This is a genomic window from Nitrospinaceae bacterium (genome assembly GCA_018669005.1).
Taxonomy (GTDB): Bacteria; UBA8248; UBA8248; order UBA8248; family UBA8248; genus UBA8248.
This window is the reverse complement of record JABJAL010000067.1, coordinates 1-22,425: the sequence shown is the minus strand read 5'-3', so window position 1 is coordinate 22,425 and position 22,425 is coordinate 1. Positions and strand designations below refer to the sequence as shown.

Annotated in this window: 17 protein-coding genes; 8 read left to right on the top strand and 9 right to left on the bottom strand. The window is 53.9% G+C overall.

Annotation, left to right across the window (positions count from 1 at the left end; translation table 11 throughout):
* Window positions 1–26: 26 nt before the first annotated feature.
* The 5 genes from HOJ95_09055 to HOJ95_09035 all read right to left on the bottom strand — a co-directional run bounded on the left by HOJ95_09055 (window position 27) and on the right by HOJ95_09035 (window position 5,081).
* Window positions 27–731, bottom strand: a complete 705-nt coding sequence (locus tag HOJ95_09055; protein ID MBT6394841.1) for an ABC transporter ATP-binding protein — start codon at window positions 729–731, stop codon at window positions 27–29.
* The gene (locus tag HOJ95_09050; GenBank protein MBT6394840.1) at window positions 731–1,465 is read right to left on the bottom strand and encodes an ABC transporter ATP-binding protein; all 735 of its coding nucleotides are present in this window, start codon (window positions 1,463–1,465) and stop codon (window positions 731–733) included. The genes HOJ95_09055 and HOJ95_09050 overlap by 1 nt, the downstream gene beginning before the upstream one ends.
* Window position 1,466: 1 nt before the next feature.
* Window positions 1,467–2,678 carry a branched-chain amino acid ABC transporter permease gene (locus HOJ95_09045; protein MBT6394839.1) on the bottom strand — a complete coding sequence of 404 codons (1,212 nt, stop codon included), beginning with the start codon at window positions 2,676–2,678 and terminating at the stop codon, window positions 1,467–1,469.
* A gap of 22 nt (window positions 2,679–2,700) precedes the next feature.
* On the bottom strand, window positions 2,701–3,684 hold the full coding sequence (locus HOJ95_09040; GenBank protein MBT6394838.1) for a branched-chain amino acid ABC transporter permease: 984 nt from the start codon (window positions 3,682–3,684) through the stop codon (window positions 2,701–2,703).
* A 113-nt stretch (window positions 3,685–3,797) separates the two neighbouring features.
* Window positions 3,798–5,081, bottom strand: coding sequence for an ABC transporter substrate-binding protein (locus HOJ95_09035; protein MBT6394837.1), 1,284 nt, complete (start codon window positions 5,079–5,081; stop codon window positions 3,798–3,800).
* Between the two features lie 720 nt (window positions 5,082–5,801).
* On the opposite strand from HOJ95_09035, the gene HOJ95_09030 reads away from it, so the two are divergent.
* From HOJ95_09030 to HOJ95_09020, 3 genes are all read left to right on the top strand, one after another.
* Window positions 5,802–6,440, top strand: coding sequence for a flagellar brake protein (locus HOJ95_09030; protein MBT6394836.1), 639 nt, complete (start codon window positions 5,802–5,804; stop codon window positions 6,438–6,440).
* A 214-nt stretch (window positions 6,441–6,654) separates the two neighbouring features.
* Window positions 6,655–9,057, top strand: coding sequence for a tetratricopeptide repeat protein (locus HOJ95_09025; GenBank protein ID MBT6394835.1), 2,403 nt, complete (start codon window positions 6,655–6,657; stop codon window positions 9,055–9,057).
* Between the two features lie 114 nt (window positions 9,058–9,171).
* Window positions 9,172–11,586, top strand: coding sequence for a tetratricopeptide repeat protein (locus HOJ95_09020; GenBank protein MBT6394834.1), 2,415 nt, complete (start codon window positions 9,172–9,174; stop codon window positions 11,584–11,586).
* 48 nt (window positions 11,587–11,634) lie between these two features.
* On the opposite strand, the gene nadB is transcribed toward HOJ95_09020, so the two are convergent.
* The 3 genes from nadB to HOJ95_09005 all read right to left on the bottom strand — a co-directional run bounded on the left by nadB (window position 11,635) and on the right by HOJ95_09005 (window position 13,895).
* Entirely contained in the window at window positions 11,635–13,086 is a 1,452-nt protein-coding gene (gene nadB / locus HOJ95_09015; protein MBT6394833.1) for an L-aspartate oxidase, read from the bottom strand.
* A gap of 165 nt (window positions 13,087–13,251) precedes the next feature.
* Complete coding sequence (locus HOJ95_09010) at window positions 13,252–13,701, bottom strand: hypothetical protein (protein MBT6394832.1); 450 nt, start codon at window positions 13,699–13,701, stop codon at window positions 13,252–13,254.
* Window positions 13,656–13,895: a hypothetical protein gene (locus HOJ95_09005; protein ID MBT6394831.1), complete on the bottom strand. Its 240-nt coding sequence runs from the start codon at window positions 13,893–13,895 to the stop codon at window positions 13,656–13,658. Before HOJ95_09005 ends, HOJ95_09010 begins: the two co-directional genes overlap by 46 nt.
* A gap of 256 nt (window positions 13,896–14,151) precedes the next feature.
* Here HOJ95_09005 and HOJ95_09000 point away from each other — a divergent pair, with 256 nt between their 5' ends.
* Window positions 14,152–15,084 carry a diguanylate cyclase gene (locus HOJ95_09000; GenBank protein ID MBT6394830.1) on the top strand — a complete coding sequence of 311 codons (933 nt, stop codon included), beginning with the start codon at window positions 14,152–14,154 and terminating at the stop codon, window positions 15,082–15,084.
* A gap of 76 nt (window positions 15,085–15,160) precedes the next feature.
* Here the strand turns inward: HOJ95_09000 and HOJ95_08995 are convergent, their stop codons facing one another.
* Complete coding sequence (locus HOJ95_08995) at window positions 15,161–15,790, bottom strand: hypothetical protein (protein MBT6394829.1); 630 nt, start codon at window positions 15,788–15,790, stop codon at window positions 15,161–15,163.
* Window positions 15,791–16,027: 237 nt separating this feature from the next.
* On the opposite strand from HOJ95_08995, the gene HOJ95_08990 reads away from it, so the two are divergent.
* The 4 genes from HOJ95_08990 to HOJ95_08975 all read left to right on the top strand — a co-directional run.
* Complete coding sequence (locus tag HOJ95_08990) at window positions 16,028–17,587, top strand: NCS2 family permease (protein ID MBT6394828.1); 1,560 nt, start codon at window positions 16,028–16,030, stop codon at window positions 17,585–17,587.
* Window positions 17,584–19,101: a mercuric reductase gene (locus tag HOJ95_08985; protein MBT6394827.1), complete on the top strand. Its 1,518-nt coding sequence runs from the start codon at window positions 17,584–17,586 to the stop codon at window positions 19,099–19,101. Before HOJ95_08990 ends, HOJ95_08985 begins: the two co-directional genes overlap by 4 nt.
* Window positions 19,102–19,425: 324 nt before the next feature.
* Window positions 19,426–21,393 (top strand): pyruvate ferredoxin oxidoreductase, encoded by a 1,968-nt coding sequence (locus HOJ95_08980; GenBank protein ID MBT6394826.1) that lies wholly within the window; start codon window positions 19,426–19,428, stop codon window positions 21,391–21,393.
* A gap of 80 nt (window positions 21,394–21,473) precedes the next feature.
* Window positions 21,474–22,425, top strand: a 952-nt coding sequence (locus HOJ95_08975) for a 4Fe-4S binding protein (protein MBT6394825.1), incomplete at its 3' end; no start/stop codon positions are given.

Sequence of the window (22,425 nt, the reverse complement as noted above, 5' to 3'; positions counted from 1 at the left end):
ATTGTTCGATAAATGCTGCCTGAGAATTACACCCCCAGATACTTCATCCGTGTTTCCTTGTCTTCCAAGAGATCGCTGCTTTTCCCCTCCCAGCGGATGACGCCCTTTTCAATGAGATAGGCGCGGCTGGTGATGGTGAGCGCCATGCGAAAGTTCTGCTCGACGAGCAGGATGGCGATTCCCTTTTTTTGAATTTCCGCCAAAACGCTATGAATCGTCTCGACGTAGGCGGGCATGAGCCCTTCAGTCGGCTCATCCACGAGCATGAGCTTGGGCTCGGTTCCCAGCCCGCGCGCCATGGTGAGCATCTGTTGCTCGCCGCCGCTCAGTTGGTTTCCCTTGTTGTTGATGCGCTCTTTAAGCCGGGGAAAGAGGCTGAATATCCAGTCGAGGTGGGTGTCGAGGTGTTTTGCGCCGTCAACGGGCAGGCGGCTGATTTTGAGATTCTCGAACACCGTGAGGTTCGGGAACACTTGGCGGTCTTCGGGGACAAGGGTGATCCCGTTCAGGGAGACCGTGTGGGCCTGCGCTTGAGTGAGGTCCTCACCATTCATGGTGATTTTCCCCCTCTGGGGCGTCAGGAGCCCCATGACCGTTTTGAGCGTCGTTGTCTTCCCGGCGCCGTTTCGGCCAAGGAAGGCCACCGCCTCGCCCTCTCCAATGTTGATTGAGACATCGTGGAGGATATGGCTTAAATCGTAATACGTATTGATATTCTCGACCTGTAGCATTAGTCCCTCAGATATACGCGCTGGACATTTTCATTCGCGCGAACTTCATCGACGGTTCCCTCGGCCAGTAACTCGCCGTTGTGAAGAACCGTGATTTTGTCGGAGATTCCCATGACGATCTCCATGTCGTGCTCGACAAGGATTATGGTCAACGGATTGGCGAGGCTTTGGATGAACTGGGCCGTTTGCTGCGATTCCTCGGGGCTCATCCCGGCGGTCGGTTCATCGAGGAGGAGCATGTCGGGGTCTGTTGCCAATGCGATGCCGATCTCAAGGTAGCGCTGCTCGCCGTGGGCCAGGGTGCCGCCCAAATCCTGTCGCTTGTCGGCGAGGTTGACCCGCTCGATGATGTGGTCGGCTTTTTCGATAAGCTCTTTGTGGTCGTTTACCCCCGACCAGAGGTTGAAAGTTGTTTTCCGCGATTGCGCGGCGATGCGCACATTTTCGAGCACCGAGAGCTTCGGGAAGATATTGGTGATCTGGTAGGTGCGCCCGATGCCCTTGTGGGAGCGCTCGAAGGTGGACAAGGCGGTTACATCCTCACCTTTAAAAAAGACATTTCCCTCGGTGGCATCAAGGTCGCCGGCAATCATGTTGAAGAAAGTGGTTTTTCCTGCGCCGTTTGGCCCGATGATAGAGCGCAGCTCGCCTGCCTCGACCGTATAGCTCACCTGGTTGACGGCGATGAGACCACCAAAATGTTTGCTGAGGTTTCGCGTTTCAAGAATAGGCATTTTATGATTCCTGCGATTCGGCCGCCTTGGCGGCTTTCGCTTCCTCTAGTTTGTTCATGTAGTGCTTGGCCCGATATTCGACCGACCAGTTTCGGAGCGTGCCAAGAATGCCGTTTGGGAGGAATAGAACGATTAAGATAAATATTCCGCCAACCCAGGCTTCCCAGTACTGGAAGATATCCAGGTATTTGACGAACTCCGTGCTCATGAGCTGGCGTAGATACCAGTAAATGAACGATCCCACCACCGGGCCGAGAAATACGCCAGCCCCTCCGAACAGGGTGATGATGACGATCTGGCCCGAGGTCTGGAAGTGAATGTTTTCGATGGGCACGGTCTCGCCGTAAATAACTGCCAGCGCGCCAGCAAGGCCCGCCAGCGAGCCGCTCAACGTGAAGGCCATGAGCCGCACTTTTGCCGTGTTGTAGCCGCAGTTTCGGGCGCGATTCTCGTTCTCGCGAACGGCGCGGAGTACCTGGCCAAAGGGTGATCGCAGAATCTGCCAGACGATCGCGATAGTCAGCGCCGTCATGATGAAAATAAAGTAGTAAGTCACATTGGCATTCATGATGCCCACGCGAAGATTCAGGGTGCCAAGACGCATGTTCTCTAGTCCGCCCAGGCCGTCTGTTCCTCCGGTGATGTCGTCGAACGTCTGGGCCGCATAGTAAAAGACCATGCTCAACGCGAGAGTGACCATGGCAAAATAGACGCCTCGCTTGGAGCTGGCCACCAACCCGATCAGGTAGGCGAAAAGGGCGGACACCAAAACGGCCGAGATGATGGAAATCTCAAGGGGCGCGATGGCGAAAGTCTCAGAAATCCACGAGGGAGGGGGGGTGCCTTTTTTAAACCAGGCGTGCATCAGGCCCAGCGTATAGCCTCCGATGCCGAAGTAGGCGCTGTGGCCGAGGGAAAGCATGCCGGTGTTTCCGAGCAAAATGTTGAACGCCATTCCGAAGAGCGAATAGATGAGGATCTGAATCATCAGCGGGGTGCTGGGCACGAAGCCGCGGATGAACGAGAGCGTAGGGGTGAGCCATTCCGCAAAATCCTCGGACCAATAAATAAGGTCGTTGAGCCCCTGAAACATGAAGGGGTAGACCGCTAAAAACGCGCCGAGTATGAGGATTCCGTAGTTGTCGAGTATCTCTAATATCCGCGCACAAAAATCGCTGGACTTGAATTTTGAAGCGCTTTGGTCGGTTGCCACGCTGTAAAACCTTTCTTGGGTTCTAGTCGAATGCGCCTTCTTGTCCGAACAGGCCCCTGGGGCGAAGTATCAATATGACCGACATCAAGACGAAAAAGAGAATGTCGGAGGCCTTTTCCCAAAATTCGGGCCCGATCATGGTGCCCGAGAGATTGTTGATGACGAACGTGGTTCTGCCGATGAGCGGGGTGAGCGCCCAGAGCTGGCCGATGATAAGCCCGCCTATGACAGGGCCGATGAAGCTGCCCATGCCCCCGACCACGACCACGATGAAGGTCTGAATTAAAATGTCGTCGCCCATCGTCGGATCAACGGCGAAGAGCGGTGAAATCATAACGCCAGCGAATCCTGCCAACGCAATTCCGAGCCCGAAGGTCTGGCGCCAAACTTTTGAGACGTTGATGCCCAACACCTGGACCATGATGTTGTTGCTCGTGCCAGCCCGGATCACCATGCCGAGGTTCGTCCTGAAGAGAAGGAACCAGATCATGGCGACGAGAATAGCTGCGACGAAGACGACGAACGTTCTGTAGGCCGATACGTTGAGCGACCCGATTTCTAATATGGACCACTGGAACATGGGCGGGATGTTGAACGATTTGCCGGGACGGCCCCAAATTATGCGGACAAAATCAGGCAGGAAGATAGAGAGGCCAAAGGTGATGAGAACCCCGCGAAAGCGCTCGTTCTCGGTATTGTAAATTTGGCTGATAATGATCTTCTCGAAAAACATGCCGATGCCGAACATGATCGCTGGAACTGCCGCGAGCGCGAAAATGAAGGCGACGTTTTCGCCCAGGATCGGAGCGACAACGAGCGAGATGATGGTGTAGCCGACATAGGAGCCGAGCATATAGAAGACGCCGTGGCCGAAATTGATGATTCCCATGAGGCCAAAAATAATGGAAAGGCCCAGGGCGAGCAGTACGTAAAAACTTCCCTGGACCAATCCGAGAAACAAGTGCTGCAAGAATTCGGCGAGTTCAACGCCGCTGGCGGCCTCCACTTTATTGCTCCTTCATGCTTCCACACTTCTTGGATGAAAATATACAGAAAGGACCAGGGCGACCGGCTGCCGCCCTGGTCCGATATCTGCTTAGCTTGTAAGTGCCACTTTACCTAGCTGCGTGTGCTCGCGGCACTTTTGATGCCCTTGGCCTCGCAGGAGAGCGTGTTCTGCTCGCCCGAGGATTCGGCGACGATCTTCAGGTGGTCGAAGGGGCCCTTCATCTCGGCTTTCGACTGACCTTTGAGGAAGAATACCTGCTGGACACAAATGTGGTCGCAGGGCCGAATCGTGTTGTTGCCCTTGCTGTAGGCGAAGGTTCTGCCCTCAAGGGCCTTGGCCAGCTTGAAGTGATCCTTGGGTTTGTAGAGCTTCGTCTCCTTGGCCGTGTCGAGAATGACGCGGGTGAGGTCGTGCGCAAGGGCACCGTATCCCGAGGGTACGCGTTTTCTGCGCTTGAGGAACTTGTTGTAGAGCGACTTGGCGCCCGGATACTTGTCTTTAAGGCTCCAATGCCACATTGCGCCGGCGAGGATGCCCTCGTAGGAGCCGGGGCCGGCGGCCTCGGGGATCGTCACCTCGGTGTTACCGATGATGATCTGAACCTTTTTGTGGAGGCCAGCTTCGATGGCTTGCTTCACGAAGGCAACCTGGCGTTTACCCCAGTTGAGTACATATAGAACATCGGGGTTCGACTTGAGGATTTTCGGGAAGTTCGCCGAGTAATCCATCGCCGTTGGGAAGGGCACCCACGAGGCATGTTTTTTGGGGTCGAACGTGGCACCGTATTTTTTCGAGAGATCGGTCAACGCAGGGATAAACATCTTGGGCCAGATGTAGTCGTCTCCCAGGAAGTACCATTTCTTGCCCAGCTTGTTGTCGTTAATGTAGGTCGCAGCGCTTGCGGCGAGCTGATAGGGCGAGGTGTTCGCCGTGAAGAACAGGGGCGACATCTTCTGCCAGCTCTGGGGCGTCGAGATGATGTGCTGCGGGTAGTTTGCGTAAATAATCTTGCGCTTTTTCGAAAAACCGTTGAGCCGCATCTCCTCGGGGCCGACCATCGAGCCGGCGAGAAAGTCTACGCGGTGGTTGTCGAGAAGATCGAGGGCGTGGGTTGTCACCTGGTCCCATTTGAACTGATCGTCCCGGAAGAGAAGTTTGACCTCGCGACCATCGATGCCGCCAGCGGCGTTGACATCTTCGATGGCGATGCGCACGCCTTCAAGCTGGTCGAACGCCTCTGTGGCGTAGGGGCCGGTGGTGGGATGGATCGAGCCCCACTTGATGGGTCTGGCGCCGAGGCCTTCTTTTAGGAATGGCGTTGCAGTCTGCGAGGCGATGACGCCGCCGATAAGACCTGCACCTTTCAGGAATGACCTTCTGTTTAAACGGCTCATTTTGGGTCTCCTATCTTCCTGCTGCACTGAGTATGGACCTTCAATTCATCAAGGATGGGGACGCTTAAAAAAATGAACATCCCTCTCCAGGCTGAAAAGAAGATAACGCCACCCAAGCGCACTACGCGCCTCGAAATGGCTCTAGAAATTTCCGATATGGTCCGATAGATACTATAGATGGCATATTTGTATGTCAAGAGAATATATTCTCCGAAAACCCTCTCGGAGTCTCGTAACCATTTGATTTTGTGTCATTTTAAGGCAAAGCGCACCAATCCTTTCTATGATTAACAATGGAACATGGATAGAAAGTCCCTGGGACTCGATTTTTTTTAAACAATTATGGGGAATGTGGGCGATGTTGAATTTTTCCGGCATTCAAAAATGGTGTTTTCGAGAAGCCGTAGTCGAGCTTCTCGAAAGGTATGAGTATTCATACCAATCCGGACTCATCGCAATGGTTTCTATGTGCAAGTTGTGCTCGATGCCTCAGCAAGGCCGCGTAGAGTAATTTTTTTAGCACGCATTTTTCAATTTTTCGGATTTTATTGGATGGGCATAGAGTATTTCTCAAGAATTAGCTAGTATTACTTCGGCATGGGTAAAGTTTCCCATTGCTAGTGTTATTCTATTAGTTATATTTGCCTCTTGCTTGGAGGGGAGGGCCTCTAGACTTGAGTTGCGTTTGGATTTTTTTAAGTATTCTTTAAGGAGATGGGCTTGTTTCCTGTCGGCTCAAATGTTCAGGTAATCGGTTATCTCGATAAGAGAAAGCTCACGGCGAAGGTCCTGGGTTGGGCCGAGGGCGAGTATCTGGTCATCTCCGTTCCAACCTTTGGCGGCGAGGCGGCCAATTTGCCAAAAGACGCCGCCGTTGTTTGTCGTGGTGTCCAGGACGGTCGGATGTTTGGTTTCAAAACAAGTGTCCTACATCAGATGACCCAGCCTTATGAATATCTGTTTCTAAGCTATCCTCCTGAGATGGAAGATCTCTCAGGCTCGAAGGGATTTCGCCTCGGCTTCGATCTTCCCGCGCAAGTCATTCTCGCGTCTGCGGACATGGAGACGCCGCCGGATTCGGCTAAAGGTGTTAAGGCTTCGATTCATAACTTGAGTTCCACAGGTTGTGTCGTATCAATTCCTGATGAACTGAAGGGAAATGATTTCGATGCCGTTTTCATGTCGTTCAAGTTGCCGAACGAGAAGACGGTTCAGAATTTGCGGGCCAACGTTCGAAAAGATGTGGCGCTTCCGGATGGCGGCTCCTTTGGCGTTGAGTTCAACGAAGGCGATCCCGCTTTTGCCCCGGTTTTCGATTTTCTACTTCTGGCCAATAAAATATCGGCGATGAACGATTAGCGGTGACTGACGACGACCGCCGTCAATTTTTCTTTTCTTGATATTTCTTTTCCGCCATCGAATCTCTCGTTCCTGTGTTCAACTGCCAATTAGGTTATATTTGGTCTGCTGTTGCACCCGGCGACGGTTGTTGCGGGTGCCTTTTGGGTGGGTAGAAAAGTTTTTTTGATTCCAAGTTTATTGAAGGCGTGGGTCTCAGAATAAGGAATTGCCAATGGCACGCATCTCGAAAGCCGCCGAGCGCCGCAAGAGGCGCCAAAAAGAGCGGGAGGCGGTTTCTCCACCTGTCGCGAGCCCACCTGAAAATTCTCCGCCGCCCCCCCCGCAATCCAATACTCCCGAAATGATGCAAACCGCCATCGGCCATCACATGGCGGGTAGGTTTCAGGAGGCAGAGTCCATCTATCACCAGGCGCTCGCGCAGCACCCCGATTTGCCTGATGCGATTCATTTGCTCGGAGTGATTCGCCATCAGACGGGCAACCATGAGGAGGCTGTCGAGTATATCTCGAAGGCGATTTCTCTGAACGACTCGCAATCTGTTTACCATTCAAATCTCGGCGCCGCGCTTCTCTCTATGGGAAAAAATGATGAGGCGATAGAGCGTTTTACTCGAGCCATTGCGCTGGACCCGAACAACGCCGATGCCCATTTGAACATCGCCCGTGGGTTTAGAATACAGGGGAGGAATGCAGAGGCAGCGTCAAGTTTTAGAAAATTAATTGGACTCAAGCCCGATCTTGGCGATGCCTGTCGGGAACTGGGCCATGTCCTGCTCGCGTTGGGCGAGTCAGCCAGCGCGGCAGAGGCATTTCGGGAGGCGGTTCGCCTGAACCCGGCCGATTACGATTCACTCTATCAACTCGGCTCGAAGGCTAACATCTTAGAGGCGGAAAAACTTGTGCGCGAGGCGCTTGCTCTTCGTCCAGATGATTTGAATGCGCAGTTGTTTCTGGGTGCATCTCTTTTCGAGCAAGGGGCGTACGATGAGGCGGGCAATTGGTTTCGGAAGGTTTTGGAGACGAAGCCCGATTTCGCCGAGGCGCTCTTCGGCCTGGGTCTGATCTGCTGGGTGAGGAAAGATCTTGAGGGGTCCGTGGAATTTCTGCGGCGGAGCCTTTTGGCCAAGTCCGATTTTCAGGATGTCTATTACTATCTTGCTGCCGTTTATTCGGAATTGGGCATGATTGATGAGGAGAGAGGGGTATACCGCGATGCTCTGGCTAGATGGCCGGACAACACGGTGTTGAGGCTTCTCGTCGATACCTATTTCCCGCCAATATGTATGTCCTCCGATGAGATGGACGAGCGGCGCCGGACGATGAGAGATGCACTTGAGAGGTACGATCCGGCCCAATTGAAGATTTGGCCCAAGATTCTTCCCGTGTTCTGGCGGCCCCATTTTTTTCATATGGGATTTAGTGGCCGGGACGATTTGGGCCTAAAGTCAACTTACATGGATCTGCTGGCCCGGAGCTTCAAGGAGAATTTCCCACATTTCTATGCAGGGAGTTCCGTGGTTCCTTCTCGAAATGGAGAGCTTCCCCATATCGGTTTCGTGGCAACCGTCACAAATTCACTTTTGTTGTGGTTGAAAGGCGTCATCCGGCATATGACACCGGGGCGATTCCGTGTCTCCATCGTTTGTACAGCTATGAACCGTGCAGAGATTGCCGAGAATTTCGAGGATTTTGAAGGGCTCGAATATCTTGTCATCGATCATAATTTTGAGCACGCAGTGAATGAAATTCGAGAGGCGAATTTTGATCTGCTTTTTTATCATGAAATAGGTACCGAGCCTCTCAATTCAATTCTACCCTTCTTCAGGCTGGCGCCGGTCCAGTGCACCTCGTTTTACGGGCTAGGCAGCACCTCGGCGAATCCCGAGGTGGACTATTACCTATCGAGCGATTTGGTGGAGCCCGAGGGGGGCGAAAAACATTATCGAGAAGAGCTTGTGCGTCTTAGGTCTCTGGGGTTTTATCTTGAATGGCCCAAGAGGCCTGAATTGATGAAGGATCGCTCGCACTTCGGTTTTGATGTTTCCGAGCATATCTATGCCTGCCCGCAGGCCCTCTATAAGATTCATCCCGACCTCGACAAAGTATTTGGCGAAATTCTCCGCCGCGACCCGGCGGGTGTGCTTGTTTTGCTGGAGAGCCGGCACCCGGAATGGAATGAGATTTTGATGCGGCGGCTCCATGCGGCTTTTCCGGATGAAGCCGTGCGCGTGCGGATGCTCCCCCGGCAAGAGAATAAGGATTTCCTCAACCTCATTGCTGTCTCTGATGTGCTTCTCGACTCGATACATACTAGTGGTGGGACCTCTGCTTTCGAGACCCTGGCTATGGGCACTCCCATCGTTACCTGGCCATCCGAATTTGCCCGGGGCCGGACGACTCATGCTTTTTACGACAAGATGGGGGTGCTCGATTGCACCGCCAGCTCTCTTGATGAGTACGTTGAAATCGCCGTGCGGCTCGGCTGCGACGTTGCCTATCGCGAGGAAATTAGGAACAAAATTCTCGCTGCCAATCACCTGATTTACGAAGATGTCGAATCCGTGCATGAGCTTGAAGATTTTTTTCAGTTGGCTGTCGATAAAGTGCGGACATAGGGTGCCTCGGTTTTAAGGTTGTGTTGATTGTCTGCGGCGGTGAATTTTGCCCGAAAATATCGAAAGATGTTTTACCTCTTTTGAAGGTACAATTTTGAAAACGGAGAATTGGTGATGGCACGCTTTTCGAAAGCCGCCGAGCGCCGCAAGAGGCGCCGAAAAGAACGGGAAGCGAATTCCCCGCCTGCCGCGAGCCCGCCTGTTGATTCTCCGTCTGTGTCTCCGCAATTTGATATTCCCAGAATGATGCAAGTCGCCATTGGCCACCACATGGCGGGTAGGTTTCAAGAGGCTGAATCCATCTACCACGAGGCGCTTGAGCAGAATCCCAATCAATCCGATGCGATTCATTTGCTCGGGATGATTCGCCTTCAGACGGGCAATCACGAAGAGGCAGTAGCGTATATCTCGAAGGCGATTTCATTGAACGACTCGCAGGCTGTTTACCATTCGAATCTCGGTGCCACGCTGCTTGCCGTGGAAAAAAATGATGAGGCAATAGAGAGCTTTGCTCGCGCCATTGCGCTGGATTCGAACAACTCCGATGCCCACGAGAATTTGGCGCGGGTTCATAGAGAGCGGGGCGCGAATTCAGAGGCGGCCGATAGTTTCCAGAAGCTGCTTGCGCTTAAACCTGATCATCCTTCTGCTCATCGAGAGCTGGGCCATGTTCTGCTCGCGCTGGGAGATGCTGCCGGTGCGGCAGAGGGATTCCGCGAGGCTGTGCGCCTTAACCCGGCAGATACTGATGCGGGGTTTAATCTTGGCGCAATTTTGAAAGACGCTGGTGATCTCGATGGGGCCGAGGAGGCTCTTCGCGAGGCGCTTCGCCTTGGCCCGGACGATTTGAGGGCGCAGCTTTTCCTTGGGGCAACGCTTTTCGAGCGTGGGGCGCACGATGAGGCGCAAGGGTGGTTCCAAAAGGCGCTTGAGGCGAAACCAGACTTCGCCGAGGCGCTCTTGGGCCTTGGAGCTGTCTTTTGGCTGAAAAAGGAACCTGAGGCGGCTGAGGATCATTTGCGCCGGGCGCTCGGAATCAAGCCTGACCTTCAGGACGCTTATTTCTATCTGGCCGCCATTTATGCCGACAACGGAAAAGTCGAGGAGGAAAGCGCCATCTTCCAAGAGGCGCTGGCGAGGTGGCCGGATAATGAGTCGTTGCGGCTTCTCGTCGATATTTATTTCCCGCCGATATGCATGTCCTCAGAGGAAATGGACGAGCGGCGTCAGGCAATGAGCGATGCCCTTGATCTACATGATCCGGCCAAGCTGGAAATTAGGCCCAAGGATCTTCCCATGTGGGGCAGGCCCCTGTCTTTTTACATGTCCTACAGCGGCCGGGACGATCTTCTCCTGAAATCCAAATACGCCGACCTTTTTGCCCGTAGTTTCAGTGAGAAGCTCCCGCATCTGTATCCTCCGGCGGGGGTGATGCCGCCTTCTGGGGGAGGTAGGCCGCACATCGGTTTCGTCGCGACCGTCACCAGCTCGTTTTTGATATGGATGAAAGGCGTTATCTGCCATATGACTCCGGGTCGCTTCCTGGTTTCCATCGTTTGCACGCCCGAGAGCTACGCCACCATCTCCGGGCACTTTAAAGAGGTGAAAGAACTCGAATATCTCATCATCGATCAGAATTTCGAGCAGGCCGTGAACGAAATCCGGGCGGCGAATTTTGACCTGCTTTTCTATCATGAGGTAGGTTCGGATCCGGCCAATTATTTTCTTCCTTTCTTCCGGCTGGCGCCGGTCCAGTGCACATCTTTTTATGGATTGGGCAACACCTCGGCGAACCCCGAGGTGGACTATTACCTGTCGAGCGATTTGGCCGAGCCCGAGGGAGGTGAGGCGCACTATCGCGAGGAGCTTGTGCGCCTCAAGTCGCTCGGGTTTTATCTCGAATGGCCCGAGATGCCCGAGTTGATGAGGGAGCGCGCGCACTTCGGTTTTGCCGCCTCCGAGCATGTCTATGCCTGCCCGCAGGCCCTCTATAAGATTCATCCAGATCTCGACGCCACATTCGGCGAAATTCTCCGCCGTGATCCGGCGGGGGTGATCGTCCTGATCGAGAGCGGGCGACCCGAATGGGACGAGGCCCTGATGAGCCGGCTCCGGGCGGCCAATCCGGTCGAAGTGGATCGGGTGCGGATGCTTCCCCGGCAGAAGAAAAAAGATTTCCTCAACCTTATTGCCGTCTCTGATGTGCTTCTCGATTCGATTCACGTAAGCGGAGGAACGACCACTTTTGAGAGCCTGGCGACCGGCACCCCGCTGGTTACATGCCCGGGTGAATTCGCCCGCGGGCGGTTCACCTATGCCTGCTATCGAAAGATGGGAGTGCTCGATTGCGTGGCTGGCTCGCTTGAGGAGTACGCCGATATCGCCGTGCGGCTCGGGTGCGACCCGGTCCTGCGCGAGTCAGTTAAAAATAAAATTCTCGCCGCGAATCATTTGCTCTACAAAGATGTTGATTCTGTGCACGAGCTTGAGGAATTTTTCCAAATGGCCGTCGAGCGAGCCCGTGGCTAGTTTTTTTGTTGATGCGCGTAGTCTCGCATATCCTTCAGGGTGTTTTTCTTAAGCGGAGTCTAATCGGTAATGGCAGCCCAAGCTTTTCTTTCGTTTCAGGGCGGCCTGGGCGATGAGGCGACCGCAAACGATTAAATTCCGTGCCTCGATAATTCCTTGGTTGACGCCCCCGGGCAGGGTGGATTCGAGCTGGTCCAACTCCTCGATGGCTTCCCTGAGCCCCGCTTTCGAGCGGACGATTCCGACGTGGTCCCACATGATATTTTGTGTCTTTCTTTTTGCGCCTGACCGCGCTTTGGTGTGCTTGTGTTCGGGGGTGGAAACTTCCCGTATCGGGCTTTTCAGGCACTTCAGGGTTTTCAGGATTTCGTTGCTGAAAACGAGGGATTCGAGAAGAGAATTACTGGCCAGACGATTTGCGCCGTGAACACCCGTGCAGGCCACCTCTCCGAAGGCGAATAGATTTTTCAGCGATGTTTCCCCTTGAAGGTTTACCTTCACTCCCCCGCAACTGTAATGGGTGGCTGGCGAAACGGGTATGAGATCCCGCGAGAGATCAAGGCCGTAGGTTTTCATCTGCCGGGAGATGATGGGGAAGCGTTCCGCGAGGAAGGCGGATTTCTTGTGGGTTATATCGAGGTAGACCGGGCCTTTGCGAAGCTCAGAAAAAACCGCTCTCGAAACAATGTCTCTGGGAGCGAGTTCTTTTAGGGGATGGATGTTTTGCATGAAACGCCTCCCCTCGGCGTTTTTGAGGTAAGCGCCCTCGCCGCGCAGGGACTCAGATAAGAGGAATGAACGTTTGTCCTTGAGGTCCAGGGCCGTGGGATGAAACTGAATGAATTCCAGGTCTTTCAACTCGCACCCGGCGCGCGCCGCCATGGCAACCCCGTCGCCAGTCGCAACAGCAGGATTGGTCGAATATCGGTAGAGTTGTCCCAGTCCGCCCGTCGCCAAAATTGTGGCTTTGGCGAAAACGTTATGTATTTTATTTTCCTTCATATATTGCACGCCGTAACATCGATTTCCTCTAACGATGAGATCGATGGCCATGGCATTTTCTTGAAAAGTGATTTGTGGGTGCCGCCGTACCCTTTGCACCAGCGATTGTTCGATGGCCTGCCCCGTCTTGTCCCCGACATAGGCGATCCGCGAGGTGGAATGGCCGCCTTCGAGCGTTAAGGACAACGCCTCACCGGTTTGCTGAAAAGGAACGCCCTGGGCGGAGAGTTCCAGCACCAGGGCAGGGCCCCTTTTAACCATGAACTTCACCGCTCGTTTATTGTTGTGGTAGCCACCCGCTTTTAGTGTGTCCTCATAATGGGAATCGAGCGTGTCGGATTGGTCCAGAACTGCCGCAATACCGCCTTGTGCATAATTAGTGTTCGATTGGCGAATCGTTTTTTTCGTGATGACAAGGACGTTTCCGAACTCGGCGGCTTTTAGACTGAAATTTAGGCCGGCGATTCCCGAGCCGATAACGATGAAGTCAGTTTTCATATGCGCTTTCGTTTTAATTCTTAAATCGGTGTGGAAATTGTAGGCATCCAGATATTCGGGTGGACGTCGGCTTCTTGGTAGGCGGCGATGTCCACAGGGATATCCTACATACCATTCCTTATGAGAAATGGAAAGAATTTCACGGTAACATAGAAAAAAATCCGCTCAGAGATGGCCGTGCAGTCGAGTCGGTGTCATGGCGGGTGGATGAAGAAATACAAGGCGGGGAGCCCAATCGGCCCCCGCCTTGCTCGTTTTACTTGGAAAGATCTTCGGGAACGCGGCCATCGCCTTGAGGGCGGCGTCTTGAAAACTCGTGTCCACGAACTGATCGGATGATAGTTTTTTCATGAGTTGCTTGTAGTCCAGGCCGCCCGTCACGACGAAATCGAAGGCTTCTTTGGTGACGCCGTCGTTCTGGCTCCAAGATTTGAGATCGAGAAGGGTATCGTAGCCCTTGGAGAGATACTTGGGTTTCACCTTCATGTGTTTTTTGGCGACGGCCAGTGTCTTGGCCTTGTGTTTCACAATGTAGCGGTTCACGTCGATATAGGTCTTGATCAGGTTAATCACGTCCTTGCGGTTCTTCTTAAGAAAGTCGTTGTGGATCGACATCCAGAAGAAGGGGTACTTCGGCAAGAGCTTGGGGATATTCGCGAGGACATGGAGGCCGCCTGGTAGACGGACTCAACGTGCATGACGGCGGCATCGATTTTTCCAGCGATGAGCGCCTTGCGCCGCACGCCGCTGGTGCCGATGGGCATTACCATGGGAAGGCCGAGCTCGAACTGAACAATATTATGAAACACTAATAGTGACGATTCCACTGAACTAATTTTAGAGTTTGGATTAATGCGAGATATTAAAAAAAGTATGGCTACTTCACCGTGATGCATACTTGACTGAAATGATGTAGTATCTGAAATATCATGTAGTTACCTCGGTGTGGGTTTTGATTGAATCGACACGGGTTGGTTAGTAATTGAAATTATGAAGTTTGTGAAATATGTTGGTTCTTAAGAACTTTTACTTGGGATTGAAGGGTTAGCTCGGGAAAGTGAATTTATGGCCGCAAGGGTGAACGCGAAGAAGAAAACTGTAGCGAAGAGGAAAACTGTAGCGAAGAGGAAATCTGCGGCCAAGGTAAAGCGCCCGGCGAAAAAGAAGTCCTCGAAGCCGGTTGAACTCAACATGGGCGGCATGAAGGAGTTGCTTGTCGAGACTTCTCCCGACGGCATTGTTGCAGTGGATCGTAAAGGTGTGGTTCGCTACCTCAATGCCGCTGCGCAAAAATTACTCCACACCAAGTCGGCTGAGATGGTGGGCCAGAAATTCGGTTTGCCCATAGATACGAACCGGCCCCAGGAAGTGAGCATCGCCGAATCCGACCATCAGGAAATAGTTGCCGAGATTCGCACGACGGAAGCTAAGCTAGGTCGGGAGAAAATCTATGTTGTTTCCCTCCGGGACATCACCGAGCGGGCAAAGATGGAGGCACAGCTTCGCGCCCTCTCGGATGTGGACCCGCTGACGGGACTACTCAACCGCAGGGGATTCCTCGATGCATCGCAACGGCAACTGAACCTGGCCAAACGTCAAAAATGGGGAATGTCGCTTTTCTTCCTCGACCTGGACGGTCTTAAGTGGATTAATGATGAATATGGCCATCTCGAAGGGGACCAAGCGCTGATCGAAACGGGCGCCATCCTTCGAAAGACGGTTCGTGGCCCGGATCTCATTGGCCGGTATGCGGGCGATGAGTTTACGATACTGGCGTTTGAGGGCACCGATGATCTTGACGCAGGCGATAAAATCACCACGCGTCTAAGAGAAAATCTCGACGTCCATAACGCGCGCAAAAGAGCGGGCCGAAAAATCTCGTTCAGTATTGGAGTCTCAAAATTTGATTCTGATAACACCGCCTCCCTTGAGAATTTAATAGATGACGCCGATTACAGAATGTATGAGGAAAAACGCCAGAAGCGGCGCACACGCTGAATTCGCTACTAAGTTTTCACCTCACCAAAATTTTCCAGCCTGGTTCTGATAATCATCTGCTTTTAAATCAAGCAAATTAAAACAAATCCTCGGGCACGGGGACTTCCTTGTATCGCTCGGGGGCGAGGGGGCTGTCCGGCTCGATGCCCATCATCGGCATGTAGTGGTAGGCCTGCCGTAGATGCTGGATGGCGTGTCCGAGCGCAAGCTCGATCAACTCGTGCACGGTAATGGGGCCCATGTAGCTCTCCACTTTTTTCGAGAGCCTATCGCTGTTGCCTAAAAAAGCGGCTAGCTCGGGCTCAATCTGATCGCCGTAGGCGCAGATGTCCGCCTGGGTGTGATAATTTTGAGAGAGCGTCTCGTAGCGCCGAACCATGTCCTCGGTGTAGGCGCCTCCTTCCCATGCCTCCATGCCAAGTATCGGGCGCTCGAAGCTGTGCCACAGTAGCTGGCGCATTGAGCGCGGTCGGCCGGGGGAAATCCAGTCGAGTTGTTCGAGTGAAAGCTGGTTCACTGCGCGCTTTAGGGCATCGAACACCAAGCGGTACACTTCCATCATTTTCTCGGGGTGCATTGGCCCCCCTGCCTTGGGGTCGATCCCGAAGGTCTCGCAAAGATCAGCGACGTTGTAGCCCACTACCACATCTTCCCCGCGCACCGAGACGGGAAGCGCCTTGATGCCAAGTACCCGTAGCTCTGCCATCGCCTCGGGATCGTTCGTGCAGTCGCGGTTAATGACTTCAATTCCATTGGCCGAGAGAAACTCTCTCGTTCGCGCACAGGTGTATCAACCGTGGCGTGTGTAAACCTTGACCGCTTCCATGGCCTAGCTCCTTTGATGGGTTTAAGATAGGGATATGATTTTGAAGGAAATTTGAAGTTTTTGCCATGGTGTAGAGATTGGTACAGACATACACCCGTCCCACTTGAGGTGGCTTCTATGAGCGGCACTCGTCTTCCCTGGCTCGTTAAAGGCGATATCGATGGGTTTTTCGGGCTCTGGATGGATAACATCGTCCAGCTTCTTTTGATCGTCTCGTTGTTAAAAGGTGTTTTGGGTTTCTCCGACTCCCTTATTTTCGCTCAAGTGCTCCCGGCGGCGGCGCTGAGTATTTTGGGCGGCAACCTTTTTTACACCTGGCAGGCGCGCAGACTTGCCGAGCGCGAGGGCAGAGAGGATGTCACGGCGCTCCCCTATGGCATCAACACGGTGAGCCTTTTCGCTTTCGTGTTTTTTGTGATGCTTCCGGTGAAGATTGCCACCGGAAGTGCGGAGGCGGCTTGGCGGGCGGGCATCGCCGCCTGCTTCGTGAGCGGTGTTATTGAAACGGCGGGAAGTTTTGTGGCGGGCTGGGTGCGCCGGGTAACGCCTCGTGCCGCACTTTTATCAGCGCTCGCCGGCATTGCGGTGACTTTCATCTCGATGGATTTCGCCCTCAAGATTTGGGAGCGCCCGCTGGTCGCCATGGCGCCCCTTGCCATTATCTTTCTTCAATATTTTGCCAAAATGCGGTTTCCCTTTGGCCTGCCCGGTGGCCTCGCGGCCGTAGCCGCCGGAACGATACTCTCGGCGGGGATTTATGGTCTTCCCGGGGGAATCCCGACGCCGGTGGGGTTGGCGCCGCCGACCAGTTCGCTCGGTGCGCTGGCGAGCGTGATGATCAGCCCCTTGATGTGGGACTACCTGGCGATATCGATACCGATGGGCCTGATGACGCTGGTGGGCAGCTTGATGAATCTTGAGAGCGCCGAGGCGGCGGGCGATCGATTCGATACGCGAAGCTCGCTTGTGGTCAACGGCGCGGGCTCGATTCTGGCCGCGATGTTTGGTAGCTGTTTTCCTACTACGCTCTACATCGGGCATCCCGGCTGGAAGGGGCTGGGCGCACGCTCGGCCTATAGCACCCTGAACGGCGTGGCCGTGGCGATTTTATGTCTGACGGGCTCCATAGCCACGCTGGCCAGCCTGATTCCGAACGAGGCGGTGATTGCCATCCTCCTTTGGATAGGAATCATCATGGTGGGCCAGGCGTTCTCTGCCACGCCCGCCGAGCATGCCCCGGCTGTAGCGCTGGGGTTCATCCCAGCCATAGCCGCCTGGGGGTTGTTGATGACGCAAACGGCCCTCCGAGCCGCCGGAACGAGTATTCACAAGCTGGGCACGAATGCGCTTGAGAGCGCAGGTTTTCACATTTCGGGAATGATTTCGCTTGAGCGTGGTTTCATCTTTACGTCGATGATACTTGCTGCGATGGCTGCGGCGCTCATTGATCGAAGGCCATTACGCGCTGCTGGCTGGGCCATAACGGCGGCGGCCTTGACATGGTTCGGTGTCATACACGCCTGGGAAATAACGCCGGATGGCGTTGTCAGCCCCTTTGGGTGGGCGAGGGCGCCAGGTGTTGCAGGTGGATACATCGCCATGGCGGCGCTTTTCGTCTATTTCGGAAAGAGTTTTCGTGACACTTCACACGCCGAGGGCAGAGGAGAGGGTAAATGAGCGAGTCACCCGACACATTTGATCTTGTCTGCATCGGCGGTGGAGTAGGCGGTCTGGTGGCCTCGGTGGGGGCGGCGCAACTGGGCGCTCGGGCGGCCATTGTTGAACGGGGAAGTTTGGGCGGCGATTGCCTGAACTTTGGTTGTGTTCCCTCAAAGGGGCTGATTCACGCGGCGAGGCTGGTAGACCAGGCTCGGCGGATGGGTGAGTTTGGGGTTGAGGTGGGTGAGGTGCAGGTCGATTTCCCGCGCGTGATGGAGCGAATGAAGGCGTCGCAGGCGAAAATCGGAGAGCATGATGCGCCTGCTCGATTCGAGGGGATGGGTATCGAAGTCATCTTCGGTGCGGGCCGATTTACGGGGCCCGATACCTTTGAGGTGGCTGGTCGCCAGATAAGGGCGCGCCGGTTTCTTCTCGCCACCGGAAGCTCTCCCTTTGTCCCCGAGGTGCCAGGCCTGTCGGATGTTCCCTACCTCACCAACGAAACCGTTTTTGATTTAAAGGAGCAGCCGAGACGACTGGCTGTTCTTGGTGCGGGGCCTATCGGCCTGGAGTTGGCGCAGGCGTTTCAACAGCTCGGCACCGAGGTCGAGGTCATCGAGATGATGCCCAAGCTTCTTCCCAGGCTTGACCCTGAAATGGCTGAAGTCCTCCGGGCGGCTCTTGAGGAAAGTGGCCTGCGCCTCCATTTTGAGACGAAAGTAACCCGCGTGGAAAAGCGGGGTGACGAAATTTCACTCGACGCAGATACCCCTGACGGGGGCCGCTCTTTTTCGTGCGATGCCCTTTTGGTGGCGGTTGGTCGAAAGCCTAATGTTGAGGGCCTCGGTCTCAATGCCGCCGGGGTGGCGCATTCGCCTCGCGGGGTGGAGACCGACGAGAGGCTTCGTACGTCGAGCCCGCGAATCTACGCGGTGGGAGACGTTCGCGGCGCCTATCAGTTCACCCATGTTGCCGAGTATGAGGCGGGCATCGCGCTCAGGAACATGTTGTTTAGCGAGCCATTTGGTATTCCACTTCCATTTTTGAAGAAAAAAGCGTCCTATCATGCTGTTCCGTGGGCAATATATACGAGCCCCGAGGCCGCGCATGTCGGGATGACAGAGACCGAGGCGCGAGAGAAGCTGGGTGAGGTGCAGGTGCTCCGCTTTCCAATGTCCAGGGTTGATCGGGCGATCATCACAGGAGAGGAGTCGGGATTCTGCAAGGCGATCTGTGATTCGAAAGGCCGCCTTGTTGGTGCAGATTTGGTAAGCGCCTCTGCCGGGGAAATTCTCCATGAATTTGCCCTGGCTGTGCGAAAAGGGCTTCACGTCCGGGAAGTCGTGGATACGATTCACGTCTATCCGACTCTGGCTCAGATCAACAAGCGGGCGGCGGGGCAATTTTATGCCCAAAAACTATTTACCCCGAATTTTCGTAGAAAAATGAAAAAGATATTTGGCCTTAAGGGAGGGTCTGAAGTTGTGGATCCCATGGGATTGGATACCGATGAGGACCGGAAATCAACTTGAAAAACTATAAAACGTACAGAAAAAACAAAATTTAGTAAAATATATTGTATACATCGCAATTATCTAGAATAATCATTGATTTTTAACGCTTTTTCCCATTCCATGAATTCGCCGAAATAAAAAAACATGCTATTATTTTTGGTGTAATTTTTTCTGTTGTTTGTGATTTTGCAACAGTAAATTTTTTCGGTTTTCAGTAGGCGGTCTCAGAAATAGTCCTATATTGGATGAGGTTGCTACATATAAGGATTATTTTACGGGGTTCATATCCCGCATTCATTTGGCAGTTTCTTAGCCCGAGCCTGCCTGAGGGGGTTTTGTACTATGAGCGGAACCAACGGCAAGGCGTTTCCATATCCTGGCATACCCACCACATCTGATGGTGCCGGTGCGGTGGCCTGGGTGGAAACCCATATTACACAAGGCGCCTGCGCCTACCCGATTACAAGCTCGACCACCATGGGGCAGGGTTATCAGGCCGAGGTGGCCAACGGGAAGGAAAATTTGTGGGGCGAAAAACTCTTCTTCCTTGAGCTTGAGAGTGAGCATTCGAGTGCCAGCACCTGCGAGGGCTATGCCGTCGCAGGGGGACGTGTTTCAAACTTCACCTCGGGACAGGGCCTCATCTTGATGAAGGAGGTTCTCTATACCATCAGCGGCAAACGCCTTCCGGTGGTGTTTCACATCGGTGCCCGGGCGTTGACCTCCCAGAGCCTCAACGTCCACGCGGGCCATGATGACGTGATGGGCGTCACTGACTGCGGCTGGTCGATGTTCTTTGCCCGAACGGCTCAAGAAACGGGCGATCTTGCCCTGATCGCCCGCCGCGTTGCAGAGGACAGCGAGACCCCGGTTCTCAACATCCAGGACGGCTTCCTCACCACCCACACAGTCGAAAACGTCTCCCTTCCCGAGCCCGAGTTTATGAAGTCCTATATTGGCCCGGCAGGGGAGAAAACGCCGAACCTGATGGATTTCGATAATCCCATCATGAGTGGCGTTGTACAGAACCAGGACGCCTATATGAAGGGCAAAATTGCCCAGCGCTATTTTTACGACAAAATCCCCGGCATCGTGAAAAATGCGATGGATGAATTCTACGAGGCCACCGGTCGCCGCTATGACATGGTGGACTCATACCGGATGGAGGATGCTGAGTACGCCTATGTCGGAATGGGCTGCTACATGGAAACAGCTTGCGCCACGGTTGATTATTTACGCGAGCAGGGCGTCAAGATTGGTTTGGTGAACGTTACGGTATTCCGGCCCTTCCCGGGAGCAGAGTTGGTCGAGGCCCTCAAAGGTGTAAAGGCGTTCACGATTCTTGAGCGGCTCGATGTTCCTAACGCCCAGTCGAATCCGCTGACAGCCGAGACAAAAGCGGCTTTCTCGGATGCTTTGATCGGAAGCGAGGGATACGCTGCTATTGACCGCATTCCGGTCGTGTTCTCTGCCTCGGCGGGTCTTGGCAGCCGTGATGTTCGGCCTGGCGATCTTATTGCCGTGGCGCACAACATGATGGAAGGCGGAGAGGGGAAGCGTTATTTCTCCATCGGCATCGACCACGCCACCGCCCTCGAACCCATGGAAGACCCGGATCTTCGTCCGACCGGCTCGTTCTCAATGCGCGGCCACTCGGTCGGCGGATATGGCTCGGTTACGACGAATAAGGTCATCGCCACCATCGCGGGCGACACATTTGGCCTCAATGTCCAGGCCTATCCCAAGTACGGCTCTGAGAAAAAAGGCCTGCCGACCACCTACTACCTGACTATCGCAGAGGATGTGATTCGGACTCACTGCGAGTTGCGCCAGGTCGAGTTCATCCCTCTAAATGATGTAAACGCGCTTTATGCCGGAAACCCGCTTCAGGGGCTCAGCGAAGGCGGAATGGTGTTCATACAAACACCTGAAAATGAGCCCGAGGCGGTATGGGAGAATATTCCCCAGTCCGCGAGGAGCGCCATCCGGGCCCGGAAGACGCGGATCGTCTACATGGACACCGTTCAGGTTGCTCGTGAAATCGCTAGTGATCCTTCGCTTGAGCAGCGCATGCAGGGCATCGTGCTTCTTGGAATCTTCCTTAGCTGCACACCCTTCGCTAAAGAAAAAGGCATTAGCGAAGAAGAAGTTTTCGCTAGCGTTGAGAAATCGATTCGCAAATACTTCGGTCGCCGCGGCGAGCAGGTCGTCAAGGACAACATGGAATGTGTCCGGCGCGGCTACACCGAGAATAAGGAAATTCCCCAAGAGTTGATCGAAACAGCAAGTACACTGGAAATGGTGGGCTAAAAATCAGCCCAGGTTTCTCTAGATAAAATACTCGGCTCCTGCCAGCAATTGGCTGGGCCGCTTGTATCAGGAGTCAATAGATGAGTGAAAAAGGCGCAGGGAGCGTAGCGGACGAGACTTTCTTAGATATCGGAGATTTTAACGAGCGCATCGTAGGCGCTTATAACGACGGTTCGGCCGAGCTAGGGATTGAGGCCGATATTCAGATGGCCCGTAGTTTGGTTCCCGCCGGAACCGGCGCGTTTCGCGATTTTAGTTATATTGCCCCCGATATTCCAGAATTTTACAACGACAAATGTGTGGGATGTATGGACTGTGTGACCGAGTGTCCGGATACGGCAATTCTCGGCATAGCTGTCGGCGAGAAAGAGCTTGAAAGCCGGCTGGCCCAGATTCCTGACGAAAAAGATCGCGAAACGATGCGCCTGCGCTTCTCAAAGACCAGCAAGTTTCATAAGCAGGCCGAGAAAAAAGGTCTCGATGGCGCCATGTTCGGCATCTTCGTTGACCCTTCCAAGTGCAAAGGTTGCGGAGAGTGCGTTGAAGTATGCGGCTCCCACGAATCTTTAGGCATGATGCCGAAGACGAAAGAAAATCTTGAAGAATTTAATTCGAGTTGGGACTTTTACAAATCCTTGCCCGAGACGCCCAGCGAATATGTTAACGAAAAATTTCTCGCGGACATGATGCTCACCGAGCGCTCGCTGATTTTTGTGGGTGGGGCAGGTAGTTGCATGGGCTGCGGTGAGGCGACGGCTCTTCGGATGATGACGGCTGCCACTGGATTTCAGTACGGCGTAGACGGCATGGGTATTGTCGCCTCGACGGGCTGTAACACAGTTTACACCAGCACCTATCCCTACAATCCCTATCGAGTGCCCTGGACGAATTCTCTTTTCGAGAATAGCCCGGCCGTTTCGATGGGCGTGCGTGCGCGCTGGAATCAGCGAGGCATGGAGCATAAAAAACTCTGGTGCATTGGTGGCGACGGCGCGATGCTGGACATTGGTTTCCAGTCGCTCTCGCGGATGC

Coding starts and splice junctions, on each gene's coding strand:
- HOJ95_09055 (MBT6394841.1), bottom strand. CDS start 731: ATGCTACAGGTCGAGAATATCAATACGTATTACGATTTAAGCCATATC.
- HOJ95_09050 (MBT6394840.1), bottom strand. CDS start 1,465: ATGCCTATTCTTGAAACGCGAAACCTCAGCAAACATTTTGGTGGTCTC.
- HOJ95_09035 (MBT6394837.1), bottom strand. CDS start 5,081: ATGAGCCGTTTAAACAGAAGGTCATTCCTGAAAGGTGCAGGTCTTATC.
- HOJ95_09025 (MBT6394835.1), top strand. CDS start 6,655: ATGGCACGCATCTCGAAAGCCGCCGAGCGCCGCAAGAGGCGCCAAAAA.
- HOJ95_09020 (MBT6394834.1), top strand. CDS start 9,172: ATGGCACGCTTTTCGAAAGCCGCCGAGCGCCGCAAGAGGCGCCGAAAA.
- nadB (MBT6394833.1), bottom strand. CDS start 13,086: ATGAAAACTGACTTCATCGTTATCGGCTCGGGAATCGCCGGCCTAAAT.
- HOJ95_09010 (MBT6394832.1), bottom strand. CDS start 13,701: ATGTCGATCCACAACGACTTTCTTAAGAAGAACCGCAAGGACGTGATT.
- HOJ95_09000 (MBT6394830.1), top strand. CDS start 14,152: ATGGCCGCAAGGGTGAACGCGAAGAAGAAAACTGTAGCGAAGAGGAAA.
- HOJ95_08995 (MBT6394829.1), bottom strand. CDS start 15,790: ATGGCAGAGCTACGGGTACTTGGCATCAAGGCGCTTCCCGTCTCGGTG.
- HOJ95_08990 (MBT6394828.1), top strand. CDS start 16,028: ATGAGCGGCACTCGTCTTCCCTGGCTCGTTAAAGGCGATATCGATGGG.
- HOJ95_08985 (MBT6394827.1), top strand. CDS start 17,584: ATGAGCGAGTCACCCGACACATTTGATCTTGTCTGCATCGGCGGTGGA.
- HOJ95_08980 (MBT6394826.1), top strand. CDS start 19,426: ATGAGCGGAACCAACGGCAAGGCGTTTCCATATCCTGGCATACCCACC.